The organism is Veillonella parvula (assembly GCF_902810435.1).
In the GTDB taxonomy this organism is placed as follows: domain Bacteria; phylum Bacillota; class Negativicutes; order Veillonellales; family Veillonellaceae; genus Veillonella.
In genome coordinates this window covers 2,065,324-2,081,357 of the sequence record NZ_LR778174.1, presented here as the reverse complement: position 1 = coordinate 2,081,357, position 16,034 = coordinate 2,065,324, and the positions used below count along the sequence as shown (strand labels likewise).

Here is a 16,034-nt window from a genome sequence, read left to right as displayed (position 1 = left end):
ATTAAACTCCCCTAGTAATCATAAGTATTACTAGGGGAGTTTTGTATATACAACAGTGAGTTGTACAGTACGTATTTATACATTACGTATTATACAGTACATATTCTATTGTTGTCCTTTGTCTCCAAGGGTGAGGAGTAGAAATACGATGGATAGGATACATGCACCAACGAGGGCAATGAAACCACCATCCCAACCGTAGAGGTCAACCATGAGACCCATGAAAGCACCAGCACCGGCAGAACCGATGAGGTAACCAAGAAGGCCTGTAAGGCCAGTAGCACCACCTGTTGCTACGCGTGGCACCATATCTGCTGCTTGAAGGCCAATCATCATGACTGGGCCGTAGATGAGGAAGCCGATAGCGATGAGTGCTAAGTTATCGATGAGAATATTGCCTGCAGGGTTAAACCAGTACACGAGGATCGCCAAGATAACGAATAACATAAAGCAAATCGTAGCTGGAGCACGACGGCCACGGAATACGCGGTCACTCAAGTAGCCACTTACGAGCATGCCTGGAATACCAGCCCATTCGTATAAGAAGTAAGCCCAACGGGAACCTTCTTTTGTGAAGCCTTTCACAGCGGTTAAATAGGTCGGAGCCCAGCTAACTACGCCGTAACGGATGAAGTATACAAAGATATTTGCAATCGCAAGATACCATAAGTATTTATTATGCAAAATATACTTGTAGAAGATTTCTTTGAAAGTACTTTTTTCTTCATTTTCTGTATGTGTATGAACGACTTCATGTTTGTATTCTTCGATAGGCGGTAAGCCACAGGATTGAGGCGTATCTTTCAATAATACAAAGGTAATAATCGCTAACACGATAGAGATAAGGGCAGGGAAGAAGAAGATACTATGCCATGTACCGAATAGGTAGATGCCAAGCGTAGCAAGAGGAGCGATGATGCCGCCACCTAGGTTGTGGGAAACGTTCCACCAGGACCACCAAGCACCGCGTTCGGAACGGGAGAACCAAGTTACCATGTTTTTCGCATATGGAGGGTAGCCCATACCTTGGAACCAACCGTTTAATAAGGCAAGAACGCACATGATAGGAATACTGCTCATAACACCTGGTAAGGTGCCGAATAATAACATAACTAAAGCACTAAGCAATAGACCTACTGTGGAGAAGTATTTTGGGTTAGAGCGGTCAGACGCATTACCCATAACAAATTTACTTACGCCGTAAGCTACGGATAAGATGGTCATAACTATACCAAGATCCGCTTTGGTGTAGCCGTACTCAGCAATCATGTACGGAACAGCTAAACTAAAGTTTTGACGGATCAAATAGAATGTAGCATAACCAATAAATGTACCTGCAAAGACTTCGCGACGAAGACGTTTGTAGGTGGAATCGATTTGCGCCTCTGGTAAACGTTCAATATGAGGAGCAGGAGAGAAAATCGACATCGTTACACATCCTTTCTACAACATGTCATTTGTAATGATACCACGTAGGGTATGTAGTCGACTATACTTAATTTTTTATTATAATAAATAGTTATTAGAAAACTGAATTATGGATAACATTAATTAGGGTGAAATAGTATTGAATAGGTTGAAAATATCAGAATATCTTCTATGTAAAAATTATCAATTTGCAAATATATATGAATAACTGTTCATGCATTTGCGTAATGAGGCTATGCATGAATAATATAATCTTATTGAATCCGCATTTTTCCTGTACTTTTGAGTGTATATGAGTAATTGTACATATTTTGTTATTGACACAAGGTAATGCGAAAATCGTTAGCTTGGCTGACCGTTGGGCCACATGGATTGTAGTGATTGCGTTATTGGCCGCGGTTGGCACCTATGTGGTAACTGGAGAAATCATTCGTGCCGTAACCATCCTCGTTGTGTTCTGTCCTTGTGCTCTCGTATTGGCAACGCCGGCAGCGATAATGTAAAGGAAATTCCTCACTTAGTGGCATTATCTAAACGCATGATGACTACTATTAAAATTAATCTTTCTTTCTCCTTACTTTTGAATTTCGTAGCTATCATCTTGGCAATGGTTGGTACTTTATCTCCAGTGTGGGGGGCCCTTGTTCATAACGGAGGGAGCCTTCTCGTAGTTGCAAACTCTGCATTACTATTGCGTTGGGCTTACAAATCTAATTACATAGTAGATGATGATCATTCCGTTCTCATGAACGCAGCTCGTAAACGCGTGTTTGAGGCTTAATAGTAGTTCATTATAAATATAAGTATGGAGTGTATGTATCGATTTGATTACTAAATCGATGAGCGTTAAAAAATAATATAGTCAATAAAAAGCGCTATCTATCCCTAAGGAAACTCAAATAGAGTTGTGGGATAGATAGCGCTTTTGTTTTATATATTATGAGTCTCAATTAATCAATGTATGTTACAGGATAGCCTTTTGGCTCGATTTCGCGGCGATTAAGGCCATTTGGTAGGTCTGGATAGCCGATAGCGAGGCTAGCGTAGACTTTTTCGTCTTCGCTAAGACCTAGTTCACGCATTTTAGCTTGGATGCGTTCATTATCTTGAAGATGACGGATTTGGTTAACCCAGCAACTACCAAGGTCAAGTTCATTGCAAGCAAGCATCATGTTTTGCATAGCACATGACACGTCAGCAAAGTTGTTGGCATAACTTGCTTTACTAGCCAATACGATGAGTACAGGCGCATTATAGTGGAATACAAATTTGCCTTCGGCGGACATCTTAATGATATTCACCATGTAAGGTAAAGTATTTTCTGTAATCGGCATTTTGCCGTATTCTTCTTGAATGAGTGTTACTAGTTCTTGAAGCACATCTTGGTTTGTAATGACCATGAAATGTGTTAATTGTGTATTACCGCCAGATGGAGCGCGGCGCCCAGAATCGAGGACTTGATTGATAAGTTCTCGAGATACTTGATCTGCTTTAAATTTACGTGTACTATGACGAGTTTTGATGCACTCTAAGGTGTTCATATAGGCCTCCTATTATAAGTTAGCTTTGATATAGAATTTCTTTTATTATACTACAAGGAAGGACCTAGTAGGGGGCGTATTTTTACTAAGTCATTTATTAGGAGACGGGCCTGCAACGAAAGAAGATTTCATTGAAAACAGAAGTTATAACTTTCTAATTTAATATCAAATTAATTTATAAATAAAGTAACAACTTTATGGTATGATTTTTACCCATAAATTCTATAGAAGCGCCTAATTCTTAACGAATAAGAAAATAAATATTAATTGACAAATTTAAAAATATCTGTTCAAAGTGGGCTTTTTGCGTTGACTGTTTACCGTAAAATTGTGTACAATTAATTAGTAGATAATTGTGTGCATATGGAGGTAGAATATGGCAGAAATTGGTGTACTTGAAGGGTACAAACATAAAGAAGATGTTCCTGATTCAGAATATTTAAGATTGGAAAATCAATTGAGCTTTCCACTCTATGTAGTGGCAAAGGAAATTGTTAATGCATATCGTAGTCACTTAGATCCTTTAAATTTGACATATACTCAATACATCGTAATGATGGCATTGTGGCAATATGGTGATTTATCCGTTAAGGAATTGGGACAAGTATTGCGCCTTGATTCCGGTACATTAACACCGCTTTTAAAGAAATTAGAAGCCAAAGCATTCTTGAAACGCAAACGCAGTCGTCAAGATGAACGCGTAGTTATGGTAACCCTTACTGATACGGGCAAAGCATTACGTGATGTAGCGGTTCATATACCACGCCGCTTGGCTGAATCGTCAGGTCCTATATTTGACGTAGAAGAGACACGTCAATTGCGTATGTTGCTTAATAAATTGCTAGAAGCAATCGATAACGCAAATGCAAAAACAGCAGAGAACATGAAGGGCTAATTTGATACAACCTCATATGCATATATTCTGTAACTTTGGAAATCTAAAAATTTTATTAAAAATGTGATATACTATACATATAGCGTATTGTATTCAAGTCATGTGAGAGTATGACTGATTCGTGATTTGCCCTCGTGGCACAAAGGAGATCATTATGAATAAAAATTTATTAGGTGCATTTGTATTAGCCGGTACATTATTAGTAGGTGGTGTTGCAAACGCAGAAAACTGGAATGGGTTAGCTAACTACCCAGAGGTTCCAAATAGTGCAAATGGTACAGAAACGTATTTCTTTGATAAAGCATCTGAGTTTAAAGGTATCGATAGCAGCCGTAACAACGTATTTGGTGTTAATGTGATTAACATGCATAATAACCAATACGGGGAAGCTACATTGTTCAAATATCTTGTTAATCCAAGCTTACATACTGTATATCGTTACGCTCCAGATGGTCAAGTTTACCAAATTCAACCTGGAACAAATGAGTTCAATATGTTCATGGCTGCTTGGAAAGAAGTATACGGCACAACTTTCGAATTCCCAGCGTTATAATCTGATGGCCCGTGCCGTAATAATTACATAACTATTGCTGGTGAAAGCTCCTTTAGGGCTTTCACCAGTGTTGTTTATGGAGGTTTTTTATGTCTAAATCTGAATTTGCTCAAGCCTATACGGAGCGTATGTTCCCTGATATTGCAGCCCCAGCAGGTTATATTGATCCAGAATTTGAAGTATTGTTTGATAATTTTGCCTTTGATGAAGTCATCACCGAAGAAGGCCGTAATGTACCGGCAAAGGATCGCTTCTTAGCCATTCTCGCTACATTAGTAGGCGCCTCAGCTGTTGATGAATATGCATTAATGCTACCGGCAGCATTAAACTTTGGCCTTATTCCTGATGAAGTGGTAGAGCTCATTTATCAAGCGGTGCCCTATCTTGGCATCGGACGTGTGCGCCCATTCTTTAAGGTGACCAATAAGATTTTTGACTATCGAGGAGAGGCTATTGTTGATCCCTCTCGCAGCACTATTACTAGTGAGTCTCGTCTAGAAAAGGGCGTAGAAAAACAAGTGGAAATCTTTGGGGAGTCTATGCGCAATTCTTACCAAGAAGGGCCAGAAGATATTCGTCATATCAACAAATGGCTTGCCAATATGTTCGGCGATTACTATACGCGTAAAGGCCTTAGCGTGGCTCATCGTGAAATGATTACCTTCTGCTTCCTTGCGGCTCAAGGTGGCTGTGAATCTCAACTCAAGGCTCATGTACAAGGCAATTTGAACGTAGGAAACAGCAAACAATATTTGATTAATATCGCATCCCAATGCGTGCCGTATATCGGCTATCCTCGTACCTTAAATGCCCTTCGTTGTATTCAAGAAGGCTACACCGCATGGGAAGCTAAACAATAAAGGAGTTCTATGTTTGATTTAAATCCGGTTCAGATATTAGCAAGTATTCCTGCTATTATGATCGTTTTTTCTATCTTTGGATATGCAGAGGCAAAGGTAGCAACTTGGTTTGGTGATCCAACGCCACGTCTGGCGGGACGCCTCACATTGTCACCAATGGCACACCTTGATCTAATTGGTACCATCTGTATTATTCTTGTTGGCTTTGGTTGGGCAAAACCTATGTCAATTAATCCATCTTACTTTAAAGATCCACGACGTGATATAAGCTTGCTTGCCTTTGCAGGTCCTGTGGCAGGTCTTATAGCAGGCTTTATATTCACCTTTATATATATGCTCCTTGGAAAATTAGGCCTCATGGAGTCCCAAGGTCTTGCCATGGTTATGCAATATATTATTTTATATAGTATTGGCTTATCAATCTTCTGTTTGATTCCGTTCCCACCATTGCCTGGTTTTAATATTATCTTGCCGTGGTTGCCTACAGAGTGGCAGATGAGATATTACCAATTAGGGATGCTTAATTTATTATTCTTTATCATCCTTATTAACACACCCATTATTTCTATGGTTATTCGTCCATTACAACAAACGATATTTAAAATCTACTTTGCCATTATTGGGCTCATACTATAATTATATTTTGTGAAAGTTTCTACCATAAAGATAATATCTTTATGGTAGTTTTTTATAGTTTATAGATAGATTTAGCTTATCTTTACATATAATGTATTTGTAAATTTTTTTCGTTTTTTATAGTAACAATTTTACTTTTGACTGTTCTTTGGATTTTATATTAAAAACTATCGATATAGTTCCTCAATTGTGTTATAATAAATACAAAGATCGTAAATTTTCGATATAGCAATATTATAGTGCATCACTAGATATTGTTGATATAGTAAATCGATACACTAAATCGATACACTAAATTGATACTGTATATAGATATTCAAGTGAATAAATGAGGAATTACATATGAATTTTGAAGAAAATCAAGTGCCAGAGGCGATTCTGGACAAGCTTACAAAGGTGTGTACTTGCCGTAGCATTACGCGCAAAACGATTAAGGAAGCCATTTTAGATGGTGCTCACACGTTTCCACAAGTAAAAGAAGCAACTCGTGCTGGCACGGGCGCTTGCGGTGGCAAAGGCTGTGGACCTCGTATCGTAAAGCTCTTAGCGGAAATGAAAGAGCAAGGCAAAATTTAATTTGCAAAATGTAACATACACATTTTACACATCCAAAATGTAAGATACATAGTTTATACTCTAAAATGTAAACTATAATGTTTACACAACAAAAATGAAACATATAAAGATTGTTATTTGATTCTCTCAATGGATATACCCGTTGGGTTTTCGAGTAACAATCTTTTTGTTTTGTAAGATGCATGTACTATACTGCTGCTTGTCGTGTATTGATTATGTTGGGCTCGTTTATATTTTTTGATATACTATACATATTACTTTTTAGAGATTTAAGGGAGGTATGCATGTTTCGACGTTTCGTAGCAGCCATTATGATTGGTGCATTAGCAGTCACAACGGGTTGCGGTTTACATAATCCATTTACTTCAAAGGCAGAGCCTGTGACCTATGAGTCCGTGGCACAAAGCGAGCTTTCACCAGAGCAAAAGGTGGACAAGTTAGTGGCTAATATGTCCGATGCAGACAAGGTGGGCCAATTGTTGATGATTGGCATTCACGGCAAGACGTTGAATGATGATGCTAAATTCATGCTCAACGAGTACCGCGTGGGGGGCATCATTTTGTTTGATCGAAATATGGAGTCCAAGGATCAAGTTAAAACGCTCATTGCAGATATTAATAAGGCTGGTAAAAGCGCCGGTTTAACGCCATTGTTCCTCGGCATCGACCAAGAGGGCGGTGCAGTAGCGCGCATGGATGATAAGCTCATCAAGGTTCCTCCCGCTGAGGAGGTAGGCAAAATGCCCGTTGAGCAAGCTGTATCCTTGGCAAAACAGTCTGGTGCAGAACTAAAAGACTTGGGCTTTAACATTAACTTTGCTCCTGTGGCGGACTTAGGATTAACCTATGGTCGCTCTTATAGTACGAGCCCTGATGAGGTCGTTCGCTATGCAGGCGCCGTTGGCAAGGCTTACGATGAAGCGGGCTTGTGGTATTCCTATAAGCACTTTCCGGGCATTGGTAAGATCGATGTAGACTTGCACGCGGATACAAGCATCGTTCCTGTATCTAAAGAAACATTGCTTTCAGAGGACACAAAGGTATTTATAGACCTCATCAAACAGTCTAAACCAAATACCTATACAATCATGGTGTCTCATGCGATGTACCCACAAATCGATCCAGACCATCCTGCTAGTTTATCGAAAGCAATCATTACCGATTGGTTGCGCAAGGACATAGGCTATAATGGCGTTGTGGTAACGGACGATATGGACATGGGGGCCCTTGCAAATCACTATACTTTTGGCGATATGGCGGTGCAATCCATCCTCGCCGGCAGTGATATCTTGCTCGTATGTCACGAATACGAACACATGCAAGAGGCTTATAACGGTCTTATGAAAGCCGTGAAAGACGGTCGTATCTCGAAAGAACGACTCGACGAATCGGTGAAACGGATTTTGCTTATGAAAATGAGCAAAATTTCTTAGAATTTCTTATTTTAAGGAAGGAATTTTAAGAGTATATCACGAATATAGACAGTGGAAGTACTATTCATTGAAATCGCATCTGAGTTGACACTTAATGGAGACAAACTTTAGAATCGTTACAATAGAAAAATATATAGTGTATACATAACGTGCTATCAAGGATTTTATTAAACCGATAGAGAATTAATAGGTAAAGTGATTCTCTGTCGGTTTATTTTTTATTGTATAGTTTGTTTTGTTAGGAGTGAAGTATATGGCTCGCAGAATAATGTTGAACGGTACGTCCTATTTTGGACAAGGCGCGATTCAGGAGATTGTGAACGAAATTAAGAATCGCCATTTCAAAAAAGCCCTCGTTACATCTACGCCAGATTTATTTGAATTTAAAGTGGTTACAAAGGTTATGGATTTGCTTGATGCGGCAGGTATTGCTTATGAAGTCTACGACGGTATCAAACCAAATCCTACCATCGAAAACGTAACGGCTGGTGTTGAGGCTTGTAAAGCGGCTGGCGCCGATGTTATCGTTGCTGTTGGTGGCGGTAGCCCGATCGATACAAGCAAGGCGATTGCTACTATTATTACGAACCCTGAATTCGCCGATGTACGCAGCCTGGAAGGTTTAGCGCCTACCAAGAACCCTTGTTTGCCAATCATCGCTGTTACTACTACCTCTGGTACGGCTGCAGAGGTTACTATTAACTACGTTATTACAGACGTTGAAAAGAACCGCAAATTCGTTTGTGTTGATCCTCATGACATTCCAATCGTTGCCATCGTGGATCCTGATATGTCCGCGTCTATGCCAACAGGTCTTTGCGCTGCCACAGGTATGGATGCCCTCGTACACGCCGTAGAAGGTTATATCACAAAAGGTGCGTGGGAGCTAACTGATATGCTCCATTTGAAAGCTATCGAAATTATTGGTCGTTCCTTGCGCAGCGCTGTGGCTGGCGATTATGCAGGCCGTGAAGCCATGTCTTTAGGTCAATATATCGCGGGCATGGGCTTCTCTAACGTAGGTCTTGGCATTGTTCACTCCATGGCGCATCCATTGAGTGCTGTGTACGATATCCCTCATGGCAAGGCTTGTGCGATGCTGTTAACAGCGGTATTGAAATTCAATGCCCCTGCTACAGGCGAAAAATACCGTGAAATCGCACGTGTTATGGGCGTTTCTGATGTAGATAGCATGAATCAAGAAACCTATCGTCAAGCAGCAATCGATGTCATTCAAAAGCTAGCTGATGATGTAGGCATTCCTAAATCCCTTAGCGAAGCGGGCGTGAAACGAGAAGATATTCCATTCCTCGCTGAATCTGCTTTCAATGACGCATGTACACCTGGTAACCCACGAGATGCATCTAAGGAAGAAATCATCGCTATCTATGAATCCATATTCTAATTAGCGTCTTTACATATTTCAAATGCCTCCGAATGTGTAAAGAAAATACATTTACACACTTGTTTAACAAAACTAGCCACCTCTTTTTAGAGGTGGCTAGCTTTGTGTTTAAAGCGCTATCTATTGTTTTGTGACTCGGACCTTTGACCTCGTGTTCAGTGAGAAAGCTATTTTTATACATAATCCTTTCTTGAAAATGGTGGTTTACATAAGTATACTAAGGATATGAATAGATAGTTTGACTGAGCGCTGAGCGATTTTGGTAGATGGCACTCAATGACTAGGTGCTTAGTTCAACTCGTTAAATCGCTGAGATGGTTAAATGTGATGTTTAGATAGGTGTTAGATAGTAATGCTAAGGAGAATTTTATGAAATTATGGAAATTTAATAAGCGTAGTTCTACCTTGGCAGATATGTCCATGAATCGAGTGCTCTTAACGGAGCTCATTGCAAAGGGTGCTCTTGTTGGGGTGATTGCCGGTTTTTTGGGGGCATCATACCGCTATTTGATACTTGAATCAGAGCATATCAGGTGGCATTTGATGGATGATATTACTATGGAATGGGCCATAGGTTGGCTTGTGGTAATGGTCATTTTTGCGTTTATTGTAGATCGATTGCTCGCATGGGCCCCATTGTCTGGTGGTTCTGGTATCCCGCAAATTGAAGGGGAAATGCTTGGACTCTTTGATATGAAGCCCTATCGGACACTAGTATCTAAAATGATTGGTGGCGTACTGACCGGCTTTGCAGGATTTTCCGTAGGTCGTGAAGGGCCAGCCGTACAGATTGGCGGCTCTGCCGGTAAAATCGTGTCCTACTGGATGAATTCGGGGCTACGAGAACAGCGTATTTTGACATCCGCAGGTGCTGGGGCAGGCTTAACAGCTGCCTTTAGTGCGCCCGTATCGGGGGCGATGTTCGTCTTTGAAGAGGTACATAAAAGCTTTTATCCGTATCTCGTTGTACCAACCTTCGTGGCAACTTTGATTTCTAACTATATTACAGTTAGTATCTTTGGACTTACACCAGCGTTAGGCTTTACGGTGACCTCAGGGGTTCCTCTTGAATATTTCCCGATACTGCTCATGGTTGGTGTTATCATGGGGCTATGTGGCGTGTTATTTTGCCGTATGATTTTTGCTTTCAAGAGGTTCTTTGACTGGCTCAAATGTTCTCGATTCTTGAAATTAGCCCTTACCTTTGTGGCAGTGGCAGCCATTGGCTTTGATTCGCAGCTCCTCTTGGGTGGGGGCAATGACCTTGTGGGTCAGCTTGCCTTTCAATCTCATGGCGTATTGCTCTTAGGTGGCATCGTATTAGGCAAGATTTTACTTACCACCTTCTGCTATGGCAGTGGTGCTCAAGGGGGCATATTTTTGCCCATGCTCGTAATTGGTGCTGCAACAGGTGCTTTTTGTGAAAGCTTGCTTTCAACCTTAGGGTTCATTTCTCCTGATTTTGTACCGCAATTTGTTATCTGTGCTATGGGTGGCATGTTAGCGGCCGCTATGCGGACCCCAATTTTAGCGATTTTACTCGTTCTTGAAATGACGAATAGTTTCTCTAATATTTATGCCATCGGTATCGTTACGCTCGTGGCCTATCTTGTGGCGGATCTTTTAAAAGAACCGCCGATTTACGATTCCTTGTTGCAAGCCATGAGTGGTCAAAGCAATCTAGAATCGGTGCAAACCTTCTTTCAAACGAAGGTGCCTGTGGTGGCAAACTATACGGATGTACAGCTACAAGACTTGGCATTGCCAGATGGTACATTGATCGTAAGTATTCGCCGTAATGGTACCTACATTGTGCCATTAGGCGATGTAAAACTCGAACCAGGGGATGAATTACAAGTCTCCTGTGAACGTGGCCGATTGAAGGCGGCTAAGGAATTTTTCCAATCAAATTAGTCATTATATCTAAAGCTAATCGTTGATTCGTGGTATATATTAGGAGTAGTTTATGAAAATTGTGAAAGCTACTGAGTCAGATGTATTGGATCTGTACCGTTTGCAATTGCTTACATTTGAAAGCGAAGCGAAGATGATTGGAAGTCGAATGGTTCCTGCATTGATGGAGTCGGAAGAGGAGTTTAAAGCTACTTTCACCCAATGGCATACCTATAAACTGGTAGATGATGGGGGAAGAATCATCGGAGGTATTCGCTATCAATATGACGATGGCGTGGTAGAGGTCGGTCGCTTGATGGTGCATCCAAACTATCGGCAACAAGGGCTGGCTCGGAAATTATTAGTTTTCGTAGATGAACAATGCAGTCAAGACCGGCGTGTATTATATACATGTACGAAAAGCTGGATCAATATAAAGTTATATACAAAAATGGGGTATAAAGCCGTTAGAGAAATACAGGATGAAACGGGATTATCTTTTGTATATATGGAGAAACAATAATTCAAATGGCATAGGAGGTTTTAATGTGCTTGATAATATAGTGGTATTTTATATATTCTTTACCGTAGTTGGCTTTTTAGCAGCTATGCTTGGCACCATCATCGGTGCCGGTGGGGGCCTTGTGTTTGTGCCTCTCTTTATGTACTGGTTCCCAGAGTGGTCTCCATCTATGGTCGTAGGAACATCGCTTTTTTCTGTTATGTGTAACGCCATTTCTGGATCTATAGCGTATCTTAAGCAAAAAAAGGTATACATTAACGCTGCTATCATCTTTAGTCTTGCTACCTTCCCGGGGGCTATTTTAGGTGCCCAAATGTCTGGATGGTTCTCTGGTAAAGGCTTTATGTTTGCCTTTGGATGCTTTATGCTGTGTGCATCCGTATTGATTGGTTTTAAAAATTTTAGAAAAGGGGAAAGAAAGGAAGAAAGCCTTACTCTTGAGCAGTTGAGCTATAGTAAACCTATCGGTATTAGTATTAGCTTTTTTGTTGGCTTTATTTCGAGTATCTTTGGTATCGGTGGTGGCCTCATCCATGTGCCGGCTTTGATTTATCTCATGGGCTTTCCTACCCATATGGCAACGGCTACAAGTCAATCTATTCTCGCCGTATCAACAACGGTGGGGGTTATTACACATTTAATTGAAAGCCACATCATATTTAGTATTGCTATTCCTACTAGTATTGGCGCTATCTTTGGTGCTCAAGTAGGTGCTCGTATTGCAAAACGTCTCAAAGCAAAAGCTATCCTCGCCCTCATGAGCATAGCTGTCTTTGCATTGGCGGTACGCCTCATTCTTAAATCTGGTATTTTGGGATAATATGGTTTTATAATTAATCTATCTTTAATAAGCATAATTTAGTAAAGCTCTCTAATGGTGATTCGTAAGCGTTTATCATTAGAGGGCTTTCTGTATTTTCAGCATTTTATAAAAGGGTATAACTAAAAGTCATAGAGAGCTATAAATGAGAATGAAGAATTTAAAATATATAAATCATACTATTTTTATGCATAATGTTAGTAATGTATTTACTATAGAATTATAGGTAGTACGAATCGTTATTTAGAGAGGTTTTAGCATATAATTACTGACTATATCTATACATGCTTAATAAATAAGGATTCTTGATTGTATATGAGGAAAAATGGGTACATGATAATGCTAATGAGATGTACTTTCAACTGAGGGAATAAAAGGGTAATGCATATCGATTTTTGTTAGAAGAGATATAAATTATGCATAATTATAGTGAGGAGAATGAGAACGGCGTATACTAAAAGTAATAGATTCCTTAAGAAAGGATAGGAGGAAATAGAAGTGAGTACACTTATTAGAGATTATGAACGTTTTGCCAAGGAGGCAAATGAGATTTGTAAAGGTCGCGTATACACCGATCATTTACGTCGTTATGCATATGGCGTTGATGCGTCTTGCTATAGCTATTTACCAAAGGTAGTTGTTAAAGCTGAAGATGAACGAGAAGTAAGACGACTTATTCGTTTGTGTCAACAATGTGGGACCCCATTTACATTCCGTGCGGCTGGCTCCTCCTTGTCTGGTCAATGCTCCAGTGAAGATGTGCTCATCGTATGTAATGATGGCTTCAAGAAAATGGAAGTTATTGATGATGGGAAAGCCTTAAAATGTGAATGCGGTGTTATCGGTTCCGATGCGAATGATTTATTGAAACCGTACAATCGTAAAATTGGTCCAGATCCTGCAACGCTTGCCACAGCATTAGTAGGTGGTATCTTGAATAATAACTCCTCTGGTATGTGCTGTGGTACGGCGCAAAACTCTTATAAAACAATTCGGTCCATTCGCGTTGTATTATTAGATGGCTCCATCCTTGATACGTCTGACCAAAAGAGTATTAATCAATTCCTTAAAGAAAAACCTCAAATGGTAGAGGATATCTTACAATTGCGTAAGGATATTTTGGCCGATGAAGAATTGACACACTTGATTCACCATAAGTACAAAATCAAAAACACCACAGGTTACGGCTTGAACTCCCTTGTTGATTTTGAAGATATTATTGATATCATCAACCACTTGTTCATCGGTTCTGAAGGTACATTAGGTTTCGTGTCTGAAATCGTATATAACACTGTTGAGGACGTACCGTATAAAGGCTGCGGTCTCATGTTCTTTAAAACATTGAATGATGCATCTCTTGCTGTTGTAGCCTTGGCTAATATGGGTCGTGACAAGGTTGTTGCTGCGGAAATGATGGACTATCAATCCCTTAAGGCCGTTCAAGCGCTAGACAATGTGCCTGACTTCGTTCGCGAAGTTCCTGAAGGTACAAGTGCTATTTTGTTCCAAACTGAAAGCTACTCCAAAGAAACTGTCGATGAAAACTTAGCTTTTATTAAAGATAAATTGAAAGATATTCCAACAGCTATTCCAAGTCTTTACTCCCAAGATTCTAAAGAATACGATTCTTGGTGGGCTATCCGTAAAGGCATTTTGCCAATCGTTGGTGGTCAACGTAGAAAAGGCACCACTGTTATTACAGAAGACGTATGTTTCCAAATCGAAGACTTCACTAAGGGCATCGAAATGCTTACCGAATTATTCCATAAATACGATTTCGTAGACGGTGGCGTGATCTTTGGCCATGCGTTATCTGGTAATGTTCACTTTAACATTACACCTGACTTCAGCGATCCTAAAGATACTAAGAACTTCGGTGACTTGGTAAAAGAAATGTCTGAACGCGTCTCTGGCTTCGGTGGTTCTTTAAAAGCTGAACATGGTACAGGCCGTATGGTGGCACCGTTTATTGAAATGGAATGGGGGCGTAAAGCGTACGAAATCAACCGTCGTATTAAAGCTATCTTTGACCCTGAACGTATCTTGAATCCTGATGTTATCATTACTGATGACCCAGATGTGTATAAGAAAAATCTTAAAGCTCAATGCGTTATCGATGATGCTTTTACAATCTGTATGGAATGTGGTTTCTGTGAAAAACATTGTCCAAGCCGAAATTTAACATTGACTCCTCGTCAACGTATTGCATTGTTGCGTGAAACAAAACGCCTTGAAAACGAAGGCAATTTCACATTGGCTGCGGAACTTAAAAAAGGCTATGAATATTTTGGTGTAGATACCTGTGCTGCGTGCTCCATGTGTAAAGGTCTTTGCCCGCTCAGCATCGATACTGCTCAAATTGCATTATCCATGCGCCGCATCGATCCTCCAGCACCGGAATTAGCTAAGAAGATTTACGATAATTTCCCTACTACACTTCAAATGGCTCGTGCCGGCGTAAGTCTCGAAGGTATTGCAGGTTCTATCGTTACACAAAAAGCGATTTCCAAGATTACAGAAGGCTTACATGGTGTAACAGGTATTACTCCGTACATTCCTAAGACTACACCTAAGGCCAATCGTTACAGATTGAGAAGCCGTATTAAACCGACTAATTTTGAAAAGGTTGTATACTTCAGTACCTGTGCGAACCGCGCTTTCAAACCTAATCAAGGTTACGACGATGAACGCAGCTTGCAACAAGTAGTGGAAAGCCTTTGCAACAAGGCCCATATCGATATTATCTACCCTGAACATATCGAAAACCTCTGCTGTGGCTTGAGCTTTGAAAACTACGATGACGTTCATGAGCGTGCTGTGAAAGACTTACACGATGCATTGATGAAAGCATCTCAAAATGGTAAATACCCAATCGTGATTGACCATAGTGCATGCTTTAATCATGCTTTTAAACATATGCCAGACTTAGAAATCAACGATATTTCTGAATTCTTGTGCAAATACGTTGTGCCTCATCTCGACATTGAAAAATGCGATGAACGCGTAATTGTACACAAACAATGTAAGATCAAATCCTTGAATAAATCTCAATATATTGAAGATTTGGCTCGTCTATGCACAGACCATGTATTCAACATTAAATCCTTTGCATGTGATGGCTTTGCTGGTCAAAAAGGGTTCTTCACACCAGAACTCAACAAATGTGCTACCAAAGACCTTGCAGCTGAAATCGCTGAATACGGTGCAACACTAGGCGTAAGCTCCAGCTCTACCTGTGAAATCGGCCTTGGTGAAAACGGCGGCATCCCATTCATTGGCGTTGCATTCCTATTGGACCGTTGCTCTAAGGCTAAGAAATAAGTCTTGTATATCTATTGCTATTTACGTTAATGTTGCTAGTAGTTTACACTAAGGTTACTAGTAGGTTGGGTTAAAGTAACTGGTAGTTTATGTTAATGTTGCTTTAATATTGCTCGTAAATTATGTTAAAACTACTAATAGTTTTTTTTA

Annotated in this window: 15 protein-coding genes; 13 read left to right on the top strand and 2 right to left on the bottom strand. The window is 40.2% G+C overall.

Annotated elements, in window-relative coordinates; genetic code table 11:
• Positions 1-105: 105 nt before the first annotated feature.
• Positions 106-1,428, bottom strand: a complete 1,323-nt coding sequence (gene pgtP, locus FNLLGLLA_RS09485) for a phosphoglycerate transporter protein PgtP (RefSeq protein ID WP_004694513.1) — start codon at positions 1,426-1,428, stop codon at positions 106-108.
• 311 nt (positions 1,429-1,739) lie between these two features.
• Here pgtP and FNLLGLLA_RS09830 point away from each other — a divergent pair, with 311 nt between their 5' ends.
• Both FNLLGLLA_RS09830 and FNLLGLLA_RS09825 read left to right on the top strand, forming a co-directional pair.
• Positions 1,740-1,931: a P-type ATPase actuator domain-containing protein gene (locus tag FNLLGLLA_RS09830; protein WP_021148763.1), complete on the top strand. Its 192-nt coding sequence runs from the start codon at positions 1,740-1,742 to the stop codon at positions 1,929-1,931.
• Positions 1,932-1,948: 17 nt separating this feature from the next.
• Positions 1,949-2,209, top strand: a complete 261-nt coding sequence (locus FNLLGLLA_RS09825; RefSeq protein ID WP_232054992.1) for a hypothetical protein — start codon at positions 1,949-1,951, stop codon at positions 2,207-2,209.
• Between the two features lie 169 nt (positions 2,210-2,378).
• Here FNLLGLLA_RS09825 and FNLLGLLA_RS09475 read toward each other — a convergent pair whose 3' ends face one another.
• Complete coding sequence (locus tag FNLLGLLA_RS09475) at positions 2,379-2,969, bottom strand: nitroreductase (RefSeq protein ID WP_174892417.1); 591 nt, start codon at positions 2,967-2,969, stop codon at positions 2,379-2,381.
• Between the two features lie 376 nt (positions 2,970-3,345).
• Here FNLLGLLA_RS09475 and FNLLGLLA_RS09470 point away from each other — a divergent pair, with 376 nt between their 5' ends.
• From FNLLGLLA_RS09470 to FNLLGLLA_RS09420, 11 genes are all read left to right on the top strand, one after another.
• On the top strand, positions 3,346-3,864 hold the full coding sequence (locus FNLLGLLA_RS09470) for a MarR family winged helix-turn-helix transcriptional regulator (RefSeq protein ID WP_004694519.1): 519 nt from the start codon (positions 3,346-3,348) through the stop codon (positions 3,862-3,864).
• Between the two features lie 154 nt (positions 3,865-4,018).
• Positions 4,019-4,417, top strand: coding sequence for a hypothetical protein (locus tag FNLLGLLA_RS09465; RefSeq protein WP_004694522.1), 399 nt, complete (start codon positions 4,019-4,021; stop codon positions 4,415-4,417).
• Between the two features lie 89 nt (positions 4,418-4,506).
• On the top strand, positions 4,507-5,277 hold the full coding sequence (locus FNLLGLLA_RS09460; RefSeq protein ID WP_174892416.1) for a carboxymuconolactone decarboxylase family protein: 771 nt from the start codon (positions 4,507-4,509) through the stop codon (positions 5,275-5,277).
• Between the two features lie 9 nt (positions 5,278-5,286).
• Positions 5,287-5,913, top strand: a complete 627-nt coding sequence (locus tag FNLLGLLA_RS09455; protein ID WP_004698228.1) for a site-2 protease family protein — start codon at positions 5,287-5,289, stop codon at positions 5,911-5,913.
• Positions 5,914-6,255: 342 nt separating this feature from the next.
• Complete coding sequence (locus FNLLGLLA_RS09450; protein WP_004694527.1) at positions 6,256-6,489, top strand: (2Fe-2S)-binding protein; 234 nt, start codon at positions 6,256-6,258, stop codon at positions 6,487-6,489.
• Between the two features lie 284 nt (positions 6,490-6,773).
• On the top strand, positions 6,774-7,922 hold the full coding sequence (locus FNLLGLLA_RS09445; protein ID WP_174892415.1) for a glycoside hydrolase family 3 protein: 1,149 nt from the start codon (positions 6,774-6,776) through the stop codon (positions 7,920-7,922).
• Positions 7,923-8,175: 253 nt separating this feature from the next.
• Positions 8,176-9,327, top strand: a complete 1,152-nt coding sequence (gene fucO, locus FNLLGLLA_RS09440) for a lactaldehyde reductase (RefSeq protein WP_174892414.1) — start codon at positions 8,176-8,178, stop codon at positions 9,325-9,327.
• A gap of 369 nt (positions 9,328-9,696) precedes the next feature.
• Positions 9,697-11,241: a ClC family H(+)/Cl(-) exchange transporter gene (locus tag FNLLGLLA_RS09435; RefSeq protein ID WP_174892413.1), complete on the top strand. Its 1,545-nt coding sequence runs from the start codon at positions 9,697-9,699 to the stop codon at positions 11,239-11,241.
• Between the two features lie 52 nt (positions 11,242-11,293).
• Positions 11,294-11,743 (top strand): GNAT family N-acetyltransferase, encoded by a 450-nt coding sequence (locus tag FNLLGLLA_RS09430; RefSeq protein ID WP_174892412.1) that lies wholly within the window; start codon positions 11,294-11,296, stop codon positions 11,741-11,743.
• A gap of 25 nt (positions 11,744-11,768) precedes the next feature.
• Positions 11,769-12,563 (top strand): sulfite exporter TauE/SafE family protein, encoded by a 795-nt coding sequence (locus FNLLGLLA_RS09425; protein ID WP_174892411.1) that lies wholly within the window; start codon positions 11,769-11,771, stop codon positions 12,561-12,563.
• 498 nt (positions 12,564-13,061) lie between these two features.
• Entirely contained in the window at positions 13,062-15,884 is a 2,823-nt protein-coding gene (locus tag FNLLGLLA_RS09420) for an FAD-binding and (Fe-S)-binding domain-containing protein (protein ID WP_174892410.1), read from the top strand.
• The last annotated feature ends 150 nt before the right edge of the window (positions 15,885-16,034 follow it).

Excerpts from the sequence above, each read along its gene's own strand:
- pgtP (WP_004694513.1), bottom strand. The coding sequence starts at position 1,428 with ATGTCGATTTTCTCTCCTGCTCCTCATATTGAACGTTTACCAGAGGCG.
- FNLLGLLA_RS09450 (WP_004694527.1), top strand. The coding sequence starts at position 6,256 with ATGAATTTTGAAGAAAATCAAGTGCCAGAGGCGATTCTGGACAAGCTT.
- fucO (WP_174892414.1), top strand. The coding sequence starts at position 8,176 with ATGGCTCGCAGAATAATGTTGAACGGTACGTCCTATTTTGGACAAGGC.
- FNLLGLLA_RS09465 (WP_004694522.1), top strand. The coding sequence starts at position 4,019 with ATGAATAAAAATTTATTAGGTGCATTTGTATTAGCCGGTACATTATTA.
- FNLLGLLA_RS09435 (WP_174892413.1), top strand. The coding sequence starts at position 9,697 with ATGAAATTATGGAAATTTAATAAGCGTAGTTCTACCTTGGCAGATATG.
- FNLLGLLA_RS09460 (WP_174892416.1), top strand. The coding sequence starts at position 4,507 with ATGTCTAAATCTGAATTTGCTCAAGCCTATACGGAGCGTATGTTCCCT.
- FNLLGLLA_RS09455 (WP_004698228.1), top strand. The coding sequence starts at position 5,287 with ATGTTTGATTTAAATCCGGTTCAGATATTAGCAAGTATTCCTGCTATT.
- FNLLGLLA_RS09445 (WP_174892415.1), top strand. The coding sequence starts at position 6,774 with ATGTTTCGACGTTTCGTAGCAGCCATTATGATTGGTGCATTAGCAGTC.
- FNLLGLLA_RS09430 (WP_174892412.1), top strand. The coding sequence starts at position 11,294 with ATGAAAATTGTGAAAGCTACTGAGTCAGATGTATTGGATCTGTACCGT.
- FNLLGLLA_RS09470 (WP_004694519.1), top strand. The coding sequence starts at position 3,346 with ATGGCAGAAATTGGTGTACTTGAAGGGTACAAACATAAAGAAGATGTT.
- FNLLGLLA_RS09475 (WP_174892417.1), bottom strand. The coding sequence starts at position 2,969 with ATGAACACCTTAGAGTGCATCAAAACTCGTCATAGTACACGTAAATTT.